A 19126-nucleotide genomic window follows, 5' to 3' on the forward strand; every position below is an offset into this window, starting at 1 on the left:
GGGTATGCGGGGGATCTTGGGGCGCCTGCTCCCGGCGCGATGGGCACGCACGGGCATCCGTACGGGCGTGCGGTGGAAGCTGAGCGCGGCGATCGCGTTCGTCGGTGCGCTGGTGGCGATCGCGCTGAGCCTGGTCGTGCACAACGCGGCCCGGGTCTCGATGCTGGACAACGCACGCGAGCTGGCCGACGAGCGGATCCAGATCGCCCAGCGCAACTATGAGCTGTCCAAACGGCCGAACTTCCCGAACGTCGAGATCAACGACCCGGACCTGCCGCCCGAGCTGCGGCTGAAGGTCGAGCAGGGTCGCCGGGCCACCTATGTGACCGACCACAAGGGCGGCGTGCCGGACATATGGGCCGCCGTGCCGGTCACGGACGGGCGTGTGCTGTCCCTGCACACCGGGTTCACCGACCGCAGCACCGACATCCTCAACGACCTCGACCAGGCCCTCGTCATCGGCTCCATCACCGTCGTCCTCGGCGGCAGCGCGCTCGGTGTGCTCATCGGCGGACAGCTGTCGCGCCGGCTGCGCAAGGCGGCGGCCGCGGCGAACCAGGTCGCCAAGGGCGAGACGGACGTCCGGGTGCGGGACGCGATCGGCGGTGTCGTACGGGACGAGACCGACGACCTGGCCAGCGCGGTGGACGCCATGACGGACGCCCTACAGCTGCGGCTGGAGGCCGAGCGCCGGGTCACCGCCGATATCGCACACGAGCTGCGCACGCCGGTGACCGGGCTGCTGACCGCGGCCGAGCTGCTGCCGCCGGGCCGGCCGACCGAGCTGGTCCTGGACCGGGCGAAGGCCATGCGCACGCTGGTGGAGGACGTCCTGGAGGTGGCCCGCCTCGACGGTGCCTCGGAGCGGGCCGAGCTGCAGGACATCATGCTGGGCGAGTTCGTCAGCCGGCGGGTGGCGGCGAAGGACCCGGCCATCGAGGTGCGCGTGGTCCATGAGTCGGAGGTCACCACCGACCCGCGGCGCCTGGAGCGCGTGCTGTTCAACCTGCTCGCCAACGCCGCCCGGCACGGCAAGCCGCCCATCGAGGTCACCGTCGAGGGCCGGGTCATCCGGGTCCGCGACCACGGCCCCGGCTTCCCCGAGGAGCTCCTCGCCGAGGGGCCGAGCCGCTTCCGCACCGGCCGCAGCGACCGCTCCGGCCACGGCCACGGCCTCGGCCTGACCATCGCCGCCGGCCAGGCCCGCGTCCTGGGCGCCCGGCTGACCTTCCGCAACATCCGCCCGGCGGGCGCGCCGGAGCACGTGCCGGCGGAGGGCGCGGTGGCCGTGCTGTGGCTGCCGGAGCATGCGCCGACGAGCACGGGCAGTTATCAGATGCTGCCGTAGACGGCTCAGAACGGCTTCGACATGTCCAGTTCTTCACTCCGCTCGGTCAGCGAGTACCAGTTCCCGTTGTCGTCACGGAAGATCGCCTCGATGCCGTACGGCCGCTCCTGTGGCTCCTGGATGAACTCCACCCCGCGTGCCTTGAAGGTCTCGTAGTCCCCGCGGCAGTCGTCGGTCCGGAACGCCCCGGCGCCGATGACGCCCTTGCCGACCAGCGTCTTCAGAGCCTCGGAGGACTCGGGGTCGAGCCCTGGTCCGTCGAGGCTCATCAGCGCCAGCTCGACTTCTGGCTGGTCCTTGGCGCCCACGGTGACCCACCGCATGTCACCCATCGACAGGTCGGTGCGCTCCTCGAAACCGAGCTTCTCGGTGAAGAAGGCCTTGGTGCGCTGCTGGTCGAAGGTCCATACGGTGGTGATGCCCAGGCCCTTGATCATGGCTCTGTTCTCCTGTCGGTGTCGGCTCTTGTCCGTCACCGTAGGCAGCCCGCCGGTCAGTCCGCTTCTCCGGAATTGCTGTCCACTCCGGCCGAAGGGCGCCGGAATCCCCCGCCCAGAACAGTGCGTAACACCCGGGTATCAGCGCGGCCCCCTGCCCCACGTGCTTGCTCCGGTACTCGCTCGGCGTCAGCCCGGTGCGCGCCTTGAACCGGGTCGAGAACGTACCCAAGCTGCTGAAGCCGACGAGGTGGCAGATCTCCGTGACCGTCAGATCCGCGGTGCGCAGCAGATCCTCGGCCCGCTCGATCCGGCGGTGCGTCAGATACTGGCCGGGCGTCTCGCCGTACGCCGCCTTGAAAGCCCGTATGAAGTGATAGCGCGAGTACCCGGCATGCGCCGCCACCGCGTCCAGGTCGAGGGACGGCTCGGCCCAGTCGCGGTCCATGGCGTCCTTGGCCAGGCGCAGCGGCCGCATCGTGTCCATGGCCCGATGGTGGCACGCGGCACTGACAACGGCCCCCGGGTCCACACCCCGGGGGCCGTTCGCTCACCGCTCGTTCAGACCGTCTCGGTCGCCGGCGCCCGCACCGCCGTACCGCCCGGGGAGTCCTCACCGCCCGGGGAGTCCTCCTTCGGCCCCGCCCCCTTCAGCGGCACCTCCTTCACGAACACCGCCGCGACCAGCGCGATCACGGCCACCACGGCCCCCAGCAGGAACGCCGAGTGGGTGCCCGCCGACACCGCGTGCTGGTACGCCTCGCGCGCCGCCTCCGGCAGCTTCGCCAGGCTCGCCGCGTCCAGCTGGGCGGACTGCTCGGTCACCTTGGAGCCCAGTGCACCGGCCCGGTCGGCCATGACGTCCTGGACCCGGTGGTTGAACAGCGCGCCCATGATCGCGACGCCGAAGGAGGAGCCGAGGGTGCGGAAGAGGGTGGTGGACGAGGACGCGACGCCCATGTCCTTCATCTCCACGCTGTTCTGCGCGACCAGCATGGTGATCTGCATCAGGCAGCCCATGCCGAGTCCGACGACGGCCATGAACACGCCGGACGTGAGCCGCGAGGTCCCGGTGTCCATCGTCGACAGCAGATACAGCCCGACGGCCATCAGCGCACTGCCGACGACCGGGAAGACGTAGTACCGCCCGGTGTTGGTGGTCACCCGCCCCGCGACCATCGACGTCACCAGCATCGCGCCGAGCATCGGCAGGAGCAGCAGCCCGGAGTTGGTCGCGGACGCGCCCTGCACGGACTGCTGGTACAGCGGCAGGAACAGCGTGGCGCCGAACATCACGAACCCGACGATGAAGCCGATGATCGACATGAGCGTGAAGTTCCGGCTGCGGAAGATGTGCAGCGGCAGCACCGGTTCGGCGGCCTTGGTCTGCCAGAACACGAACCCGACGAGCGCGGCGACCCCGATGCCGATCAGCTCCATGATCCGCGCGGACGTCCAGGCGTACTCCGTACCGCCCCAGGTGGTGACCAGCACGATCGCGGTGATGCCGACCGTCAGCAGGCCCGCGCCCAGGTAGTCGATCCGCGTCTGCGCCCGCTTCTTCGGCAGATGCAGTACGGCGCTGATGGCGAGCAGCGCGACGATGCCCAGCGGCAGGTTGATGTAGAAGGCCCAGCGCCAGCCCCAGTGGTCGGTGATGGTGCCGCCGACCAGCGGACCGCCGATCATCGCGAGCGCCATGACGCCGGCCATCATGCCCTGGTACTTGCCGCGCTCGCGGGGCGGTATGAGGTCACCGATGATCGCCATGACGCCGACCATGAGCCCACCGGCGCCGAGGCCCTGCACGGCGCGGAAGCCGATCAGCTGCCCCATGTCCTGGGCCATGCCGCTGAGCGCGGAGCCGATCAGGAAGAGCACGATCGAGCTCATGAAGATGCCCTTGCGGCCGTACATGTCGCCGAGCTTGCCCCACAGCGGGGTGGAGGCCGCGGTCGCCAGGGTGTACGCCGTCACCACCCACGACAGATGCTCGAGCCCGCCCAGCTCACCGACGATCGTCGGCATCGCGGTGCCGATGATCATGTTGTCGAGCATCGCCAGCATCATCGCGATCATGAGCGCGAAGAGCACGACCCGCACGCTCCTGGGCCGACCGCCCGCCTCGTCTGTGACTGTCTCTGTCGCCACCATCGTTCCCACTCCCCCGGCACCGCTACTTACTTGCCGCCCGGCTAGTTGTCTACACTCGGAAGGTAGAGGCGTAACTAGCCGGGCGTCAAGTAAGTTTTCTGGAAAGCCGAGGAGTACGAGGATGGGCGGCACCATGGACGGCACCAAGCACCGGCGCCGCGGGGACACCCGCCAGCGCATCCAGGACATCGCCCTCGAACTCTTCGCCGAGCAGGGCTACGAGAAGACCTCCCTGCGGGAGATCGCCGAGCGCCTCGATGTCACGAAGGCGGCGCTCTACTACCACTTCAAGACCAAGGAAGAGATCCTGGTCAGCCTCTTCGAGGACCTGACGAAGCCGATCGAGGACCTGATCGAGTGGGGCAAGCAACAGCCGCACACCCTGGAGACGAAGCAGGAGATCGTACGGCGCTACGGCCGGATCCTGTCCGAGGCGGCGCCGCTGTTCCAGTTCATGCAGGAGAACCAGGCGACCGTACGGGAACTGAGCATCGGCGAGATGTTCAAGAACCGCATGATGGGCATGCGCGACATCATCATCGACCCGGACGCCGACCTGGTCGACCAGGTCCGCTGCATCAGCGCCCTGTTCACGATGCACGCCGGGATGTTCGTCCTGCGGGACCTCGAAGGCGACCCCGAGGACAAGCGCAAGGCCGTCCTCGAGGTCGCGATCGATCTGGTGACACAGGCACACACCGGAAGCCGGAACGCTTAGAGCGCCAGGCCCTTGCCGCGCAGGAAGGCGACCGGGTCGATGGCGGAGCCGTAGTTCGCGGTCGTACGGACCTCGAAGTGCAGGTGCGGGCCGCTGGAGTTGCCGGTGTTGCCGGACAGGGCTATCCGCTGGCCGGTCTTCACGATCTGGCCGGACTTGACGTTGATCTTCGACAGGTGGGCGTACTGGGAGTACGTGCCGTTGCCGTGCTTGATGACGATGGCGTTGCCGTAGGCGGGGCCGTCACCGGCGCCGTTGCCGCCGGCCTTGACGACCGTGCCGCCGTGCGCGGCCTTGACGACGGTGCCGCTGGGCACGGCGAAGTCCTGACCACTGTGGGTGGACTGCCACATGGCGCCGTTCGCCGCGAAGCTCGCGGACTTTGTGTACTTCGCGACCGGCTTGACCCAGGACGTGGCCTTCTTCGCGGCGGCGGTGGGCGCGGCCTTGGCGACCGTGCCCTGCGCGGCGGTCGCGACTCCGGCCCCCAGCACAACCGAGGCACCGACGGCGGCAGCCATGACGGCCCCACGGGTGCGGAGCAGGGACGTACGGGAAGAGCGAGCGGAGACGCGCTGGAACATCAGAACCTCACGGGGGAAGGGGACAGAAAACCACCCGGCGCACAGGCAGCCGCCGGATGGGACACCCCTTGGTACCCCCATCGCCCAGAGACCCCCAAACCCCCGATCTACGACGGAAGCTAGTACTTCACCGCAAAACTTCCCGGTTATTGACAGAGCAACCATCAAGCGCAAATCGACCCATGAGGGCGGAACCGCCCCACCCCTCCGCACCAATAGTCCCTTTTGCCCAAACGGCGGTTTCCACTATTCCCTCTAGTACCGGGCAAATCGCCTGTGCGGCTTGTCACCGAGCGACCACCCGCGGTGTGACCCGCATCTCGCGTGGAGTTACCGTCAAGTAACCACTTCTTTCCCCTCGCGCCACCCCCGCCGACGAGCATGCACGCGACAACCGGCAGCGCACGTGTGACGTGAGAGGACCCCCACCCCCATGAGCAGAGGCACCTGGACGCGCCGTATCGGCATGACCGCCGTCGCCACCGTCGCCGTCACGGCGATGGCCGTCCCCGCCGGCGCCCAGGCCGCGACGGCCACGAGCACGTCCGTCAGCGCCGCCGCAGCCGAGGACGTCGACTACGCGACCTGGCAGCGGGACTGCCAGGCGGTGATGGACCAGGCGATGCCGTACCTGAAGCAGCGCATCGCCGCCACCAAGCCGGGCGAGAAGCAGGCGATCGTCCTCGACATCGACAACACCGCGCTGGAGACCGACTTCGGCTTCAGCTACCCGCAGCCGGCCAACCAGCCGGTCCTGGAGGTCGCCGAGTACGCCCAGGCCCACGGCGTCGACCTCTTCTTCGTGACCGCCCGCCCCGGCATCATCTACGCGCCCACCGAGTACAACCTCGAGCACCAGGGCTACGACGTCTCCGGTCTCTACGTCCGCAACTTCCTCGACCTCTTCAAGAACGTCGCCGCCTACAAGACCGCCCAGCGCGTCGACATCGAGAACAAGGGCTACACGATCATCGCCAACATCGGAAACAGCGCCACCGACCTCTCGGGCGGCCACGCCGAGAAGACGTACAAGCTGCCCGACTACGACGGTCAGCTGTCCTGACCCATCCACCCAACTCCGGGTAGTCTCACCCCCGTTCGCGCGATCACGGGGGTGAGGCGGATGGAGCCCACGGTACTGGGCGGCCGGCTGGCGTCCAGTGTGGTCGGCCCGCTCGTACGCAAGCTGTTCGCCTCGGACGGCCCCGGTGCCGGGCTGGTCTTCCCGGACGCGGCGGTCATCGTGGAATCCCGCTCCTGACGCCACACATGGCGAAGGGGCCGGTGCCGTCACGGCACCGGCCCCTTCGCTCTGAGGCTTACGCCTCCTTGCTCAGATTCGGCCCAGCCCCACCGGCCGCCTGCTCGATCGGCGGAACGTCCGGCAGTGCCGACTTCTCCTCACCCCGGAAGGTGAAGGTCTTGGCCTCGCCCTCGCCCTCCGTGTCCACGACCACGATGTGGCCGGGGCGCAGCTCGCCGAAGAGGATCTTCTCGGAGAGGGAGTCCTCGATCTCGCGCTGGATGGTGCGGCGCAGCGGACGCGCGCCCAGCACGGGGTCGTAACCCTTCTTCGAGAGCAGTTCCTTGGCGGACTGGGAGAGCTCGATGCCCATGTCCCGGTCCTTGAGGCGCTCGTCGACCTTGCCGATCATCAGGTCGACGATCGCGAGGATGTCGTCCTGGGTCAGCTGCGGGAAGACGACCACGTCGTCGACGCGGTTGAGGAACTCGGGACGGAAGTGCTGCTTGAGCTCGTCCGAGACCTTGTTCTTCATGCGCTCGTAGTTGGTCTTCTTGTCGCCCGAGGCCGCGAAGCCCAGGTTGAAGCCCTTGGAGATGTCCCGGGTGCCGAGGTTGGTCGTCATGATGATGACCGTGTTCTTGAAGTCCACGACCCGGCCCTGGGAGTCGGTCAGGCGACCGTCCTCCAGGATCTGCAGCAGGCTGTTGAAGATGTCCGGGTGGGCCTTCTCGACCTCGTCGAAGAGGACCACCGAGAACGGCTTGCGGCGGACCTTCTCGGTCAGCTGACCGCCCTCTTCGTAGCCCACGTATCCGGGGGGCGAGCCGAAGAGACGCGACACCGTGTGCTTCTCGCTGAACTCCGACATGTCGAGGGAGATCAGCGCGTCCTCGTCACCGAAGAGGAACTCGGCCAGGGCCTTGGACAGCTCCGTCTTACCGACACCCGACGGGCCCGCGAAGATGAACGAACCACCCGGACGCTTCGGGTCCTTCAGACCGGCACGCGTACGGCGGATCGCCTTCGACAGCGCCTTGACGGCGTCGGTCTGGCCGATGACCCGCTTGTGCAGCTCCTCCTCCATGCGGAGCAGGCGGCTGGACTCCTCCTCGGTCAGCTTGAAGACCGGGATGCCCGTAGCGGTCGCGAGGACCTCGGCGATCAGCTCGCCGTCGACCTCGGCGACGACGTCCATGTCGCCGGCCTTCCACTCCTTCTCCCGCTTGGCCTTGGCGGCCAGGAGCTGCTTCTCCTTGTCGCGGAGGGAGGCGGCCTTCTCGAAGTCCTGCGAGTCGATCGCGGACTCCTTGTCGCGGCGGACACCGGCGATCTTCTCGTCGAACTCGCGCAGGTCCGGCGGCGCGGTCATCCGGCGGATGCGCATCCGGGAACCGGCCTCGTCGATCAGGTCGATCGCCTTGTCCGGCAGGAAGCGGTCCGAGATGTACCGGTCGGCCAGGGTGGCGGCCTGCACCAGCGCCTCGTCGGTGATGGAGACGCGGTGGTGCGCCTCGTACCGGTCACGGAGACCCTTGAGGATCTCGATCGTGTGCGGGAGCGAGGGCTCGGCGACCTGGATGGGCTGGAAGCGGCGCTCCAGGGCCGCGTCCTTCTCCAGGTGCTTGCGGTACTCGTCCAGCGTGGTCGCGCCGATGGTCTGCAGCTCACCACGGGCCAGCATCGGCTTCAGGATCGAAGCGGCGTCGATGGCGCCCTCGGCGGCACCCGCACCGACCAGCGTGTGCAGCTCGTCGATGAACAGGATGATGTCGCCGCGGGTGCGGATCTCCTTGAGGACCTTCTTCAGGCGCTCCTCGAAGTCACCGCGGTAGCGGGAGCCGGCGACCAGCGCGCCGAGGTCCAGGGTGTAGAGGTGCTTGTCCTTGAGGGTCTCGGGCACCTCGCCCTTGACGATGGCCTGGGCGAGGCCCTCGACGACGGCGGTCTTGCCGACGCCGGGCTCACCGATCAGGACCGGGTTGTTCTTGGTACGGCGGGACAGCACCTGCATGACCCGCTCGATCTCCTTCTCGCGCCCGATGACCGGGTCGAGCTTGGACTCACGAGCGGCCTGGGTGAGGTTCCGGCCGAACTGGTCGAGCACCAGGGACGTCGAGGGGGTGCCCTCGGCAGGCCCGCCGGCGGTGGCGGTCTCCTTGCCCTGGTAACCGGAGAGCAGCTGGATCACCTGCTGCCGCACACGGTTGAGATCAGCGCCCAGCTTGACCAGGACCTGGGCGGCGACGCCCTCGCCCTCACGGATCAGGCCGAGCAGGATGTGCTCCGTGCCGATGTAGTTGTGGCCCAGCTGAAGGGCCTCGCGGAGCGACAGCTCCAGGACCTTCTTGGCACGGGGAGTGAAGGGGATGTGGCCGGACGGGGCCTGCTGGCCCTGACCGATGATCTCCTCCACCTGCTGACGGACCGCCTCAAGCGAAATGCCGAGGCTCTCCAGGGCCTTTGCGGCGACACCCTCACCCTCGTGGATCAGGCCCAGGAGGATGTGCTCGGTGCCGATGTAGTTGTGGTTGAGCATCCGGGCTTCTTCCTGAGCCAGGACGACAACCCGCCGCGCGCGGTCGGTGAACCTCTCGAACATCGTTAATCGCTCCTCAGAGCGGTCAGGCAGTGGGGGGAACTTCCCCTCCCTGTCCTTCCGCAGCTTAGTCCCGCAAGCGGGGACCGCTCATTCCAACTGCCGACACCGTCGATGGCCTCCTGACCCCGCTAACGCCGACATCTGCTCCAACCCGATGGTGCGAGACGATGTTCCCGCAGGCCAGGCAGTTACCCTCACCATCAGTACGCCGATGGCGAACGTGAGACGCCCTGTCCTGCGTGTCGCCCCCTCTCACTAGGGATGTCTTACCCGCTCGCACCGACAGTCCATGCCGCGTGCACCCGTTCCCTCCGCTACGGGCGAACAACCTTGCACGACCCCACACCCCCGCACGCCCCCTTTTCCAGCACGCTGCGCACTCACGTGAACACCCAGCGTAACTCGCACGGTCCTTCGGCAGTTGCGCTTGGCATGGTTGCCACCGGCCGCTCGACTTCGCCCGCAATCTCCACCGCCTCCACCGTTTCCGCAGCGGTCCCTTTCCCCCGGCGGCCGCTCGATCCGAGCGATCAGGTCCGCCGGTGGTACGAGAACGAACTGGGATGGGCGACGGTGCCCGGGATTCCCCTACGACTTCCCCTGGGCCTGCGCTTCGACGTCCTGGACGTGCCGGCCGAGGCGGGCCGGTCCGCGCTGCGCCACCTGGCGCCGGGCTCTCCGGTGGCCGTACAGGGCGACCGGATGCGGCTGCTGGTGGCCGCGGGCAGCGGGGAAGAGCTGCCCGGGCTGCTGGACTGGCTGGAGTGGGGCACGCTGGCGCTCGACCTGACGGCGATCGGCGAGGGCGGCCTCATGGACGCACCCGTGCCTCCGGGACGGTGCTCCGCCACGGGAGCCCGGCCGCCGTGGACGGGGACCGCAGCCCTCCGGGGGGCCGCCGTGTGGCTGCGACCCCCCGAGCCGGGATGCGAGGTCGAAGCCTCGCTGCCGACGCTGTCGGCTCTGGGGGGCGGTGGAGACGCCCCCGATCTCGTGCGACTTGTGAACACGGTGGCAACCCACTGCCACCGATTGCGGCTGCGGCGCGCTTGCGCTCAGCCATCGGCCTTGTCATAGGCCTTGCCAAAGGCCTCGCGATCAGGCGTTCGCCTTCTCGTATGCCTCGCGAATGGTCGCGGGAACACGGCCGCGGTCGTTGACCTCGTAACCGTTCTCCTTCGCCCAGGCGCGGATCTGCGCGGTGTCCTGGCTGCCACCCGAAGCGGCACGCGCCTTTCCGCGTCCACCCGAAGCACGGCCTCCGGTGCGACGACCACCCTTCACGTAAGGCTCGAGAAGGCCGCGCAGCTTGTCCGCATTGGCGGTCGTGAGATCGATCTCGTACGTCTTGCCGTCCAGCGCGAACGTCACGGTCTCGTCCGCCTCGCCGCCGTCGAGGTCGTCGACAAGAAGGACCTGAACCTTCTGTGCCACCGGATTTCCTTTCATCGATAACTTGAGGGCCTGGGGTCTGCGGCGTCCGCCGTTTCGCCGTCCCCTGTTATATGCAGTACTGCAGTACATCGGAAAGCAAACCGCTTTTGCTGGAAAAACACAAACCCCTGGGAGAGACCCACAGGTCATCCTTGGTCCGGAAACATGCGCGTTTCGGACATAGGGAACCTGGGCAGCGCAGTCCGCTTGAAATCTCGTTGGCGATCACAGATGCAGAAGCATCCGGCTGTTGCCCAAGGTGTTCGGTTTCACTCGTTCGAGACCGAGGAACTCCGCGACGCCCTCGTCATAGGAACGCAGCAGCTCCGCGTAGACGTCGGTGTCAACAGGTGTCTCGCCGATCTCGACGAAGCCGTGCTTGCTGAAGAAGTCCACTTCGAAGGTCAGGCAGAATACGCGGCGAACGCCGAGCCAGCGTGCGGTGTGCACCAACTTCTCCAGCAACTGATGCCCGACACCGGCACCCTTCAGTCCGGGCTTCACCGCGAGAGTGCGCACTTCGGCGAGGTCTTCCCACATCACATGCAGGGCGCCGCAGCCGACCACGTCGGCGTTGTCGTCCCGTTCCGCGACCCAGAACTCCTGGATGTCCTCGTAAAGGGTCACCGTGGCTTTGTCGAGCAGGATCCGGTCGCGGACGTAGGTGTCGAGGAGTCGACGCACCGCCGGTACATCGCGGGTGCGGGCCCGGCGGACGGTGATGGCTTTTGCGGTGACTTCGGGACGCTCTGCTGACATGAGCGGACGCTATCGCCCGCCCGCCTCCGGTGCCGAGCCGGGGTTCTCCCCACCCGTATCGCGTTCGGCGCTATCGGTGGCGCCGGCCTCTTCGGCGGGTGCAGGGGATTCTTCCGGGTCTCCGACGACGCGGATGGCGTCCCGCAGGGCCTGCCGCTGTTCGTCGCTCATCATCCCGAAGAAGGCGACGAGAGCGGCGGCCGGGTTGTCACTCTGCGACCAGGCCTCGTTCATCAGCGCGGCGGCGTAGGCGGCCCGGGTGGAGACCGCCTCATATCGATAGGCCCGGCCTTCCGCCTCGCGGCGCACCCAGCCCTTCTGATGGAGATTGTCCAAAACGGTCATCACCGTGGTGTAGGCGATGGACCGTTCCTGCTGAAGATCTTCGAGGACTTCTCGAACGGTCACCGGGCGGTTCCACTTCCACACCCGCGTCATGACCGCGTCTTCGAGTTCTCCCAATGGGCGAGGCACAACTCGACACAATAGTGGGAGATCTCCGTATTGGCGCCCGGGGCGGGCACATGGAGAACAAACGGGAACGAAAAGGGCGTACAGCCCGAAAGTGCCCGAGGGGCACGGGAGCCGTACGCCGTACGTCAGGCGTCGGTGCCGGAGGGGGTCTGGCGGGCGCCGTCCACGCGCGCGATGGCGGCGTCGACAGCCGCGTCCTCCTTGGCCTTGTTGGCCCCGCCCTGGCTCCTCACGATCACCCGGATCACACCGATGAAGAACACGGCCATCACGGCCGGGGGCAGCAGCGCGGAGACATAGTCCATGCGACCAGGGTAGCCACGGGGCGTGGAGCGGACGGTGCCGGGTTGAGGGTTTTCGTCCGCCTGTGCCGAGCGTGCCGCTCAACCTGCGACGACGAGCTGCCGTGACGGGTTCGCGGGCGGCGATGCGGGTTTGCGGCGCGGAAAGACCTCGCCCGGGGTGGGGATGGGTCGAGCGGGCTTCGGAGTGGCCGGGGCGGGGGCGGGCTTGGGGGCCGGTTTCTCGGCGGGCTTCTTCTCGGGCTTACGTCCGGGCCCCTCCCCCGCGTCCGCGGCGAGACCGCCGGGAAGGGCTGTGAAGCGCGTCCAGGAGGCTGGGGCGCCGGGCGCGAGGGGCGATGTCGCGGATCGCCCGGCACGGGGCGCGAGATGGCCGCGTACGCCCGTCCCGCCCGACTCATCCCGCCGGTCCTGCTGATCACGCCGATCCCGGTGATCCCGCTGATCCCGCTGATCCGGCTCGGCGAGATTTCGGCAGCGGTCGAGGAGGGCGGCTGCGGCAGGGTTGCCGCTCAACGCCTGGAGTGCGGTGATGTCATCGGGAACCGGCCGGTACCCCGCACCCAGCGCCTCCCCCAGCAGCGCGAGGTAGCCGGCGGCGGTGCCGGGCAGGGCGGTGCGGTACCGGGCGACGTCGGCCACCAGGAAGGCCCGCATCCGCGCCCCCTCACACATCGCCTCGTCGAGGGACTCGGCAAGGCGGAGACAGTCCTGGACGTCCTCGGCCGAGACCGGGCTGGGCTGAAGGGCGAGGGCGAGAGCGCGGCGGAGCACACGCAGCTCCTCCACGCCGAACGCCATGCCGCCGCGGTATCCGTATGGCGTGGGCATGCGGTGACGATACGCGCTAATCAGACAAACCCGGCCACATCTCCCGGGTGTGGCGCAAGAGCCACCCACCCGGACGCGACAACCACGAGCCCTACCGCCCCGCCCCCTGACTGCTCAGCGCCGGTCGGCCGCTGCCGACATCGTCAGCCCGCCCGGCGTTTTGACGCGGAGCCGGTTTCTCGGTGCCGAGCCGCATCATCCAGCCCGCCGCGTTCGAGAACGGGACATGCCATCCCGATCCCCACTCACCCGCCGGGGCCGTACCGCCAGCACAAGCACGCACCATCCCGCCCGCCCGACGTTCGCCCCAGGGGTGGCTTCTCAACGCCGAGCCACATCACTCAGCCCGTCCGGCGTTTGAGACCGAGACGCGCCGTCCCGAACCCCCACCCACCCGCCGGGAGCGCCAGCCCGCCCAGCGTTTGACGCGGGCCCGGCCTCTCAACGCCGAGCCACATCACTCAGCCCGCCCGCGTTCGAGAACGAGACGCGCCGTCCCGAACCCCCACCCACCCGCCGGGAGCGCCGGCCCGCCCAGCGTTTGACGCGGGCCCGGCCTCTCAGCGCCGAGCCACATCACTCAGCCCGTCCGGCGTTTGAGGACGAGGCCGTTCAGGCCGAAGCGGGGGTCTGGGGGCGCAGCCCTCAGGGATGGGGCGGGTAGGGGCGGCGGGGGCGAGGAAACCTTGGGGCACGGCGGACGTGGGTCACATGCGGGAGACGTTCCGCTCGTAGACCAGCCGTAGACCGATCAGCGTCAGCCACGGCTCATGCTCATCGATCACCGAGGACTCACCCAGCACCATCGGCGCCAGCCCACCCGTGGCGATCACCGTCACCTCGTCCGGATCGTCGGCCAACTCCCGCGCCATCCGGTGCACCACACCGTCCACCTGCCCGGCGAACCCGTACACGATCCCGGACTGCATCGCCTCGACCGTGTTCTTGCCGATCACGCTCCGCGGCCGCGCCACCTCGATCTTCCGCAACTGCGCGCCCTTGACGCCGAGCGCCTCGACGGAGATCTCGATGCCGGGCGCGATGACCCCGCCGATGTACTCCCCGCGCGCGCTGACCGCGTCGAACGTCGTCGCCGTACCGAAGTCCACGACGATCGCGGGCCCGCCGTACAGCTCGACCGCCGCCACGGCGTTGATGATCCGGTCCGCGCCGACCTCCTTGGGGTTGTCGGTGAGGATCGGCACACCCGTCTTGACGCCCGGCTCGACCAGTACGGCCGGCACATCGCCGTAGTACCGCCGCGTCACCTCACGCAGCTCGTGCAGCACGCTCGGCACGGTCGCGCAGATCGCGATCCCGTCGATGCCGTCGCCCAGCTCGTCCCCGAGGAGCGGATGCATGCCCATGAGGCCCTGCAGCAGGACCGCCAGCTCGTCGGCCGTACGGCGTGCGTCCGTGGAGATCCGCCAGTGCTCGACGATGTCCTCGCCGTCGAACAGGCCGAGGACGGTGTGCGTGTTGCCGACGTCGATCGTGAGGAGCATGACTTACTCCGCCTCACGGAGGTCGAGGCCGATGTCCAGGATCGGCGAGGAGTGGGTCAGGGCTCCGACGGCGAGGTAGTCCACGCCGGTGTCCGCGTACGCCTTCGCGTTCTCCAGGGTGAGGCGCCCGGAGGCCTCCAGGGCGGCCCGGCCGTGCACGAGGGCCACCGCCTCCTCGCACTCGCCCGGCGTGAAGTTGTCCAGCAGGATCAGATCGGCGCCGGCGTCCACGACGTCGCGCAGCTGGTCCAGGGTGTCGACCTCGACCTCGATCGGCACGTCCGGGAAGGCCTCCCGTACGGCCTTGAAGGCCTGCGCGACACCACCCGCGGCGACCACGTGGTTGTCCTTCACCAGGGCCGCGTCGGACAGCGACATCCGGTGGTTCACGCCGCCGCCGCACCGCACCGCGTACTTCTCCAGCGACCGGAGCCCCGGCGTCGTCTTCCGGGTGTCGCGGACCTTCGCCTTCGTGCCGTCCAGAACGTCCGCCCACGCGCGCGTGGCGGTCGCGATGCCCGACAGGCGGCACAGGAGGTTGAGCGCGCTGCGCTCGGCCGTCAGCAGGTCACGTGTGCGCGTGGTGACCGACAGGAGCTTCTGCCCGGCCTCCACCCGGTCGCCGTCGTCCACGTGCCGCTCGACGGCGAACTCGTCCTCGCAGACCACGGAGAGCACCGCTTCGGCGACCCGGAGGCCCGCCACGACGCCCGCCTCGCGCGCGGTGAAGTCGGCGGTGGCGACGGCGTCCTCGGGAATGGTCGCGACCGTCGTCACGTCCACCCCGTGGTCGAGGTCCTCCTGGATGGCCACGTTCGCGATGTCCTCGACCTCCACGGGGTCGAGTCCGGCCTCGGCCAGGAGCTCGGCGAGTGCGGGATCGAGCCCGCACTCCAGGTACTCGTCGCCGGTGTCCGCACCGCAGGCGCAGCCGTCGCCGCAGCCGTCGTCCTGTGCGAGGGGAAGGTCGGGGGTATCCACTGCTGTCACTGCTCCTGGGGACGCTGCGCCGGATGGTGCTGCCGGGTCGGGGGGAAGTCTGCGGTATCGGTGGGGTGTACGGCGAGTGTGCGGTCCGGATTCAGCCGTACGACGATGTGGCGCCGCCATGCTGTGTCGTCGCGCTCGGCATAGTCCTCGCGCCAGTGGCAGCCACGGGTCTCCTCGCGCTGCCGGGCGGCGGCGACCAGGACACGGGCCACGCACAGGAGGTTGGTGGCCTCCCAGGTGTCGACGCCGGCCTCGGCCGTCTTGCCGTTCTCGTGGAGGGCGTCACGGGCGTCGGCGTGCAGCTGCTGGAGCTGTTCGGCGGCCTTGGCGAGGGAGTCGGCGGAGCGCAGGACGCCCGCGCCCTCGGTCATGACCCGCTGGATCGCGAACCGGGTCTCCGGCTCCAGCAGGGGGTGTTCGGGGACCTCGGGGTACGGCACCGGGTGCGGCACGCGCGCGTGGAGGCCGTTTTCGGCGTGGCTCGCCGCGATGTCCTCGGCGATGCGCTCGGCGTAGACCAGGCCCTCCAGGAGGGAGTTGGACGCGAGCCGGTTCGCGCCGTGCACGCCGGTGCAGGCGACCTCGCCGCACGCGTAGAGCCCGGGCACGGTCGTACGGCCTTGGGAGTCCGTGCGGACGCCGCCGGAGGCGTAGTGGGCGGCCGGGGCGATCGGGATGGGCTCGTGGACGGGGTCGATGCCGTGGGCGCGGCAGGCTGCGAGGATCGTCGGGAAGCGGTGCTCCCACATGTCGGCGCCGAAGTGCCGGGCGTCGAGGAACATGTGCTCGGCGTCCTGCTCCTGCATGCGGCGCATGATGCCCTTGGCGACGATGTCCCGGGGCGCCAGTTCAGCCAGCTCGTGCTGTCCGGTCATGAAGCGCACGCCGCCGGCGTCGACCAGGTGGGCGCCCTCACCGCGTACCGCCTCGGAGACGAGGGGCTGCTGGCCTTCCGCGTCCGGGCCGAGGAACAGCACGGTGGGGTGGAACTGCACGAACTCGAGGTCGGAGACCTCCGCGCCCGCGCGCAGGGCGAGCGCCACGCCGTCGCCGGTCGACACGGACGGGTTCGTGGTCGCCGAGAAGACCTGCCCCATGCCGCCGGTCGCGAGGACGACCGCGGGGGCGTGCACGGCGCCCACGCCATCGTGCTGGCCCTCGCCCATGACGTGCAGGGAGACGCCCGCCGTACGGCCGTCCGCGTCCGTCAGCAGATCGAGTACCAGCGCGTTCTCGATCGTACGAAGCCCACGCGCGCGCACCGCCTCGACCAGCGCCCGGGAGATCTCCGCGCCGGTCGCGTCGCCCCCGGCGTGCGCGATACGGCGGCGGTGGTGGCCGCCCTCGCGGGTGAGTTCCAGCTCTCCCTCGGAGGACTCGTCGAAGTGGGCGCCCGTCTCGATGAGCCGCCGTACGGCGTCCGGGCCCTCGGTGACGAGGATCCGTACGGCCTCCTCGTCGCACAGGCCCGCGCCCGCCACCAGCGTGTCGTCCTGGTGCTGCTCGGGGGTGTCGCCCTCGCCCAGGGCCGCTGCGATGCCGCCCTGCGCCCAGCGGGTGGAGCCGTCGTCGAGGCGGGCCTTGGTGACGACGACCGTCGTGAGGCCGGCGGCCTCGCAGCGCAAGGCCGCGGTGAGGCCGGCGACGCCGGATCCGACGACCACCACGTCCGCCGAGATGGACCAGCCGGGGGCGGGGGCGTGCAGGCGTATACCGGTGCTGGTCACGAGGCGGCTCCGAAGGTTCCGAACGTGAGGGGGATGTTGTCGATCAGCCGGGTCGTCCCGACCCGGGCGGCGACGGCGAGGACGGCGTCCCCGGTGAAGTCGTCCGCGACCTCGGTGAAGTCGGACGGGTCGACCAGGGCCAGATAGTCCAGTTGGAGCGGCGGGTTGAGGCGGGCCGCCTCGTCGAGGACCAGGCGGGCGGCGGCGCGGACGGCCGACGGGCCACCCGGCACGGCCTTGGCGACCGCATGCGCGTCGGCCGCCGCGCGGGACTCCCCTATGGCGCTGAGCGCCTCGGCACGCGCGCGCGTGGCGGGCACTTCGCGAGCCCGCGCGCGCAGCGCCTCTTGCGCAGCGTGCCGGTCGAGACCTGCGAACAGCGCCTGGGACAGGGCGAGGGCCGTGCGCCGTTCCTGGGGTGACAGATAGCGGTTGCGGCTGGACAGGGCCAGGCCGTCGTCCTCGCGCACGGTCGGTACGCCGACGATCTCGACGCCGAAGTTCAGGTCCCGCACCATCCGGCGGATCAGGGCGAGTTGCTGGGCGTCCTTCTGGCCGTACAGGGCGATGTCGGGGCGGGTGAGGTGCAGCAGCTTGGCGACGACGGTGAGCATGCCGTCGAAGTGGCCGGGGCGGGAGGCGCCCTCCAGGCGTTCGCCCATGGGGCCGGCGCTGATGCGCACCTGGGGTTCTCCCCCAGACTTCGTCCGGGGGGACCCCCAGCCGGGGTAGACCTCGTCCACGAAGGGGGCGAACACGGCGTCCGCGCCCGACTGTTCGGCGAGCTTGAGGTCGGCGTCCAGGGTGCGCGGGTAGCGGTCGAGGTCCTCGCCCTTGCCGAACTGCAGCGGGTTGACGAAGACGGTGACGACGACCTCGCCGTCCGGGCCGGCGATCTCGCGCGCGGTGCGGATCAGGGTGGCGTGGCCCTCGTGCAGGGCGCCCATGGTCATCACGACGGCGCGACGGCCTTCACGCGCGCGTGCGTGTAGCTCGGCGGAGGTGCGCAGCAGGGCGGTGGTCATCGGGCGTCCCCTTCGGTCCCGTTGGTCCCGTCGGCGAGTACCCCCAGCAGGTCCTCTGCCAGCTCCGGTTTCAGCAGACCGTGGGCGAGCGCCCGGTCGGCGGTCGCGCGCGCCATCGCCAGATATCCGGCGACGGCCTGGGGGGCGTGCCTGCGCAACTCGCTGACGTGCGCGGCGACCGTACCGGCGTCCCCGCGCGCGACGGGCCCGGTGAGGGCGGCGTCGCCGGAGCGCAGGGCGTTGTCGAGTGCGGCGCCGAGCAGCGGGCCGAGCATCCGGTCCGGGGCGCCGACGCCGGCCGCGCGCAGCAGCTCCATGGACTGGGCGACCAGCGTGACCAGGTGGTTGGCGCCCAGCGCGAGGGCCGCGTGGTAGAGCGGCCGGTTCTCCTCGGCGATCCACTCGGGCTCGCCGCCCATCTCGATGACGAGGGCCTCGGCGGCCAGCCGCAGTTCGTCGGGTGCGGTCACGCCGAAGGAGCACCCGGCGAGGCGCTGGACGTCCACAGGAGTGCCGGTGAAGGTCATCGCGGGGTGCAGGGCCAGCGGCAGCGCGCCGGCGCGCAGGGCGGGGTCGAGGACCTTGGCGCCGTACCGCCCGGAGGTGTGCACGAGCAGTTGCCCCGGCCGCACGGCGCCGGTCTCGGCGAGGCCCTCCACGAGCGCGGGCAGGGCGTCGTCCGGGACGGTGAGCAGGACGAGGTCGGCGCGCTCGAGGACGTCGGCGGGCGGTACGAGCGGCACGTCGGGCAGCAGCAGCGCGGCCCGCTTCCTGGAGGCGTCGGAGACTCCGGAGACGGCTACCGGGCGGTGTCCGGCGAGTTGGAGGGACGCGGCCAGCGCGGGTCCCACGCGACCGGCGCCGACGACGCCGACGGTGAGCCGCGCGGGGCGGTCCTTGGGGTCTGGCTGTTGGACTGTACTCACGCGACGGAGGCCTTCCCGTTCCAGTCCGCTCTGGGTACCGGACGATTTCTCGTCATGTTAACGCGAT

The 19126-nt window shown here is 69.6% G+C and carries 20 protein-coding genes; 5 read left to right on the forward strand and 15 right to left on the reverse strand.

Translation table 11 applies throughout. From position 1 onward, the window contains the following. The first annotated feature begins 4 nt into the window (after nt 1–4). Complete coding sequence (cseC, locus tag OG828_RS22095) at nt 5–1348, forward strand: two-component system sensor histidine kinase CseC (protein WP_210577996.1); 1344 nt, start codon at nt 5–7, stop codon at nt 1346–1348. Between the two features lie 5 nt (nt 1349–1353). Here cseC and OG828_RS22100 read toward each other — a convergent pair whose 3' ends face one another. The 3 genes from OG828_RS22100 to OG828_RS22110 all read right to left on the reverse strand — a co-directional run bounded on the left by OG828_RS22100 (nt 1354) and on the right by OG828_RS22110 (nt 3939). Beyond that, nucleotides 1354–1785, reverse strand: coding sequence for a VOC family protein (locus OG828_RS22100; RefSeq protein WP_328359525.1), 432 nt, complete (start codon nt 1783–1785; stop codon nt 1354–1356). Continuing rightward, on the reverse strand, nt 1673–2272 hold the full coding sequence (locus OG828_RS49585) for a helix-turn-helix transcriptional regulator (RefSeq protein ID WP_443060166.1): 600 nt from the start codon (nt 2270–2272) through the stop codon (nt 1673–1675). Before OG828_RS49585 ends, OG828_RS22100 begins: the two co-directional genes overlap by 113 nt. A 74-nt stretch (nt 2273–2346) precedes the next feature. After that, nucleotides 2347–3939, reverse strand: coding sequence for an MDR family MFS transporter (locus OG828_RS22110; protein ID WP_328359528.1), 1593 nt, complete (start codon nt 3937–3939; stop codon nt 2347–2349). A gap of 121 nt (nt 3940–4060) precedes the next feature. Here OG828_RS22110 and OG828_RS22115 point away from each other — a divergent pair, with 121 nt between their 5' ends. Then, on the forward strand, nt 4061–4657 hold the full coding sequence (locus OG828_RS22115) for a TetR/AcrR family transcriptional regulator (RefSeq protein WP_328439244.1): 597 nt from the start codon (nt 4061–4063) through the stop codon (nt 4655–4657). Here the strand turns inward: OG828_RS22115 and OG828_RS22120 are convergent. Next, nucleotides 4654–5241, reverse strand: coding sequence for a M23 family metallopeptidase (locus OG828_RS22120; protein WP_328359534.1), 588 nt, complete (start codon nt 5239–5241; stop codon nt 4654–4656). The genes OG828_RS22115 and OG828_RS22120 overlap by 4 nt on opposite strands. Before the next feature lie 433 nt (nt 5242–5674). On the opposite strand from OG828_RS22120, the gene OG828_RS22125 reads away from it, so the two are divergent. Both OG828_RS22125 and OG828_RS22130 read left to right on the forward strand, forming a co-directional pair. Beyond that, nucleotides 5675–6304, forward strand: coding sequence for an HAD family acid phosphatase (locus OG828_RS22125; protein ID WP_328359537.1), 630 nt, complete (start codon nt 5675–5677; stop codon nt 6302–6304). 60 nt (nt 6305–6364) lie between these two features. Next, nucleotides 6365–6502 (forward strand): hypothetical protein, encoded by a 138-nt coding sequence (locus OG828_RS22130; RefSeq protein WP_328502090.1) that lies wholly within the window; start codon nt 6365–6367, stop codon nt 6500–6502. Between the two features lie 58 nt (nt 6503–6560). On the opposite strand, the gene OG828_RS22135 is transcribed toward OG828_RS22130, so the two are convergent. Further along, complete coding sequence (locus tag OG828_RS22135; protein ID WP_328359543.1) at nt 6561–9086, reverse strand: ATP-dependent Clp protease ATP-binding subunit; 2526 nt, start codon at nt 9084–9086, stop codon at nt 6561–6563. 432 nt (nt 9087–9518) lie between these two features. Here OG828_RS22135 and OG828_RS22140 point away from each other — a divergent pair, with 432 nt between their 5' ends. Further along, complete coding sequence (locus OG828_RS22140) at nt 9519–10163, forward strand: SCO3374 family protein (RefSeq protein ID WP_328502091.1); 645 nt, start codon at nt 9519–9521, stop codon at nt 10161–10163. Between the two features lie 21 nt (nt 10164–10184). On the opposite strand, the gene OG828_RS22145 is transcribed toward OG828_RS22140, so the two are convergent. The 10 genes from OG828_RS22145 to OG828_RS22190 form a co-directional block, all read right to left on the reverse strand. Then, on the reverse strand, nt 10185–10520 hold the full coding sequence (locus OG828_RS22145; protein WP_210577987.1) for a histone-like nucleoid-structuring protein Lsr2: 336 nt from the start codon (nt 10518–10520) through the stop codon (nt 10185–10187). 225 nt (nt 10521–10745) lie between these two features. After that, complete coding sequence (locus tag OG828_RS22150; RefSeq protein WP_328359548.1) at nt 10746–11279, reverse strand: amino-acid N-acetyltransferase; 534 nt, start codon at nt 11277–11279, stop codon at nt 10746–10748. 9 nt (nt 11280–11288) lie between these two features. Continuing rightward, nucleotides 11289–11741, reverse strand: coding sequence for a BlaI/MecI/CopY family transcriptional regulator (locus OG828_RS22155; protein ID WP_443060167.1), 453 nt, complete (start codon nt 11739–11741; stop codon nt 11289–11291). Between the two features lie 137 nt (nt 11742–11878). Next, a complete protein-coding gene (locus tag OG828_RS22160; RefSeq protein ID WP_328359553.1) occupies nt 11879–12058 on the reverse strand; it encodes a hypothetical protein in 180 nt (59 codons plus the stop codon). 78 nt (nt 12059–12136) lie between these two features. Further along, entirely contained in the window at nt 12137–12856 is a 720-nt protein-coding gene (locus tag OG828_RS22165; protein ID WP_328504913.1) for a hypothetical protein, read from the reverse strand. A gap of 737 nt (nt 12857–13593) precedes the next feature. Then, on the reverse strand, nt 13594–14391 hold the full coding sequence (locus OG828_RS22170) for a type III pantothenate kinase (protein WP_210577983.1): 798 nt from the start codon (nt 14389–14391) through the stop codon (nt 13594–13596). A 3-nt stretch (nt 14392–14394) separates the two neighbouring features. Next, on the reverse strand, nt 14395–15372 hold the full coding sequence (nadC, locus tag OG828_RS22175) for a carboxylating nicotinate-nucleotide diphosphorylase (RefSeq protein WP_328442377.1): 978 nt from the start codon (nt 15370–15372) through the stop codon (nt 14395–14397). 5 nt (nt 15373–15377) lie between these two features. Beyond that, a complete protein-coding gene (locus OG828_RS22180; protein WP_328439250.1) occupies nt 15378–17108 on the reverse strand; it encodes an L-aspartate oxidase in 1731 nt (576 codons plus the stop codon). Next, the gene (gene panC / locus OG828_RS22185; protein WP_328439251.1) at nt 17105–18133 is read right to left on the reverse strand and encodes a pantoate--beta-alanine ligase; all 1029 of its coding nucleotides are present in this window, start codon (nt 18131–18133) and stop codon (nt 17105–17107) included. The genes OG828_RS22180 and panC overlap by 4 nt, the downstream gene beginning before the upstream one ends. Further along, nucleotides 18130–19059 (reverse strand): Rossmann-like and DUF2520 domain-containing protein, encoded by a 930-nt coding sequence (locus OG828_RS22190; RefSeq protein WP_210577980.1) that lies wholly within the window; start codon nt 19057–19059, stop codon nt 18130–18132. Before OG828_RS22190 ends, panC begins: the two co-directional genes overlap by 4 nt. Nucleotides 19060–19126: the final 67 nt, after the last annotated feature.

The sequence above is a fragment of the Streptomyces sp. NBC_00457 genome, from assembly GCF_036014015.1.
Taxonomy (GTDB): Bacteria; Actinomycetota; Actinomycetes; order Streptomycetales; family Streptomycetaceae; genus Streptomyces.

What these genes read in the sequence shown, in the direction of transcription:
- cseC (WP_210577996.1), top strand. Translation starts at nt 5, where the DNA reads ATGCGGGGGATCTTGGGGCGCCTGCTCCCGGCGCGATGGGCACGCACG.
- OG828_RS22100 (WP_328359525.1), bottom strand. Translation starts at nt 1,785, where the DNA reads ATGATCAAGGGCCTGGGCATCACCACCGTATGGACCTTCGACCAGCAG.
- OG828_RS49585 (WP_443060166.1), bottom strand. Translation starts at nt 2,272, where the DNA reads ATGGACACGATGCGGCCGCTGCGCCTGGCCAAGGACGCCATGGACCGC.
- OG828_RS22110 (WP_328359528.1), bottom strand. Translation starts at nt 3,939, where the DNA reads ATGGTGGCGACAGAGACAGTCACAGACGAGGCGGGCGGTCGGCCCAGG.
- OG828_RS22115 (WP_328439244.1), top strand. Translation starts at nt 4,061, where the DNA reads ATGGGCGGCACCATGGACGGCACCAAGCACCGGCGCCGCGGGGACACC.
- OG828_RS22120 (WP_328359534.1), bottom strand. Translation starts at nt 5,241, where the DNA reads ATGTTCCAGCGCGTCTCCGCTCGCTCTTCCCGTACGTCCCTGCTCCGC.
- OG828_RS22125 (WP_328359537.1), top strand. Translation starts at nt 5,675, where the DNA reads ATGAGCAGAGGCACCTGGACGCGCCGTATCGGCATGACCGCCGTCGCC.
- OG828_RS22130 (WP_328502090.1), top strand. Translation starts at nt 6,365, where the DNA reads ATGGAGCCCACGGTACTGGGCGGCCGGCTGGCGTCCAGTGTGGTCGGC.
- OG828_RS22135 (WP_328359543.1), bottom strand. Translation starts at nt 9,086, where the DNA reads ATGTTCGAGAGGTTCACCGACCGCGCGCGGCGGGTTGTCGTCCTGGCT.
- OG828_RS22140 (WP_328502091.1), top strand. Translation starts at nt 9,519, where the DNA reads ATGGTTGCCACCGGCCGCTCGACTTCGCCCGCAATCTCCACCGCCTCC.
- OG828_RS22150 (WP_328359548.1), bottom strand. Translation starts at nt 11,279, where the DNA reads ATGTCAGCAGAGCGTCCCGAAGTCACCGCAAAAGCCATCACCGTCCGC.
- OG828_RS22160 (WP_328359553.1), bottom strand. Translation starts at nt 12,058, where the DNA reads ATGGACTATGTCTCCGCGCTGCTGCCCCCGGCCGTGATGGCCGTGTTC.
- OG828_RS22165 (WP_328504913.1), bottom strand. Translation starts at nt 12,856, where the DNA reads ATGGCGTTCGGCGTGGAGGAGCTGCGTGTGCTCCGCCGCGCTCTCGCC.
- OG828_RS22170 (WP_210577983.1), bottom strand. Translation starts at nt 14,391, where the DNA reads ATGCTCCTCACGATCGACGTCGGCAACACGCACACCGTCCTCGGCCTG.
- panC (WP_328439251.1), bottom strand. Translation starts at nt 18,133, where the DNA reads ATGACCACCGCCCTGCTGCGCACCTCCGCCGAGCTACACGCACGCGCG.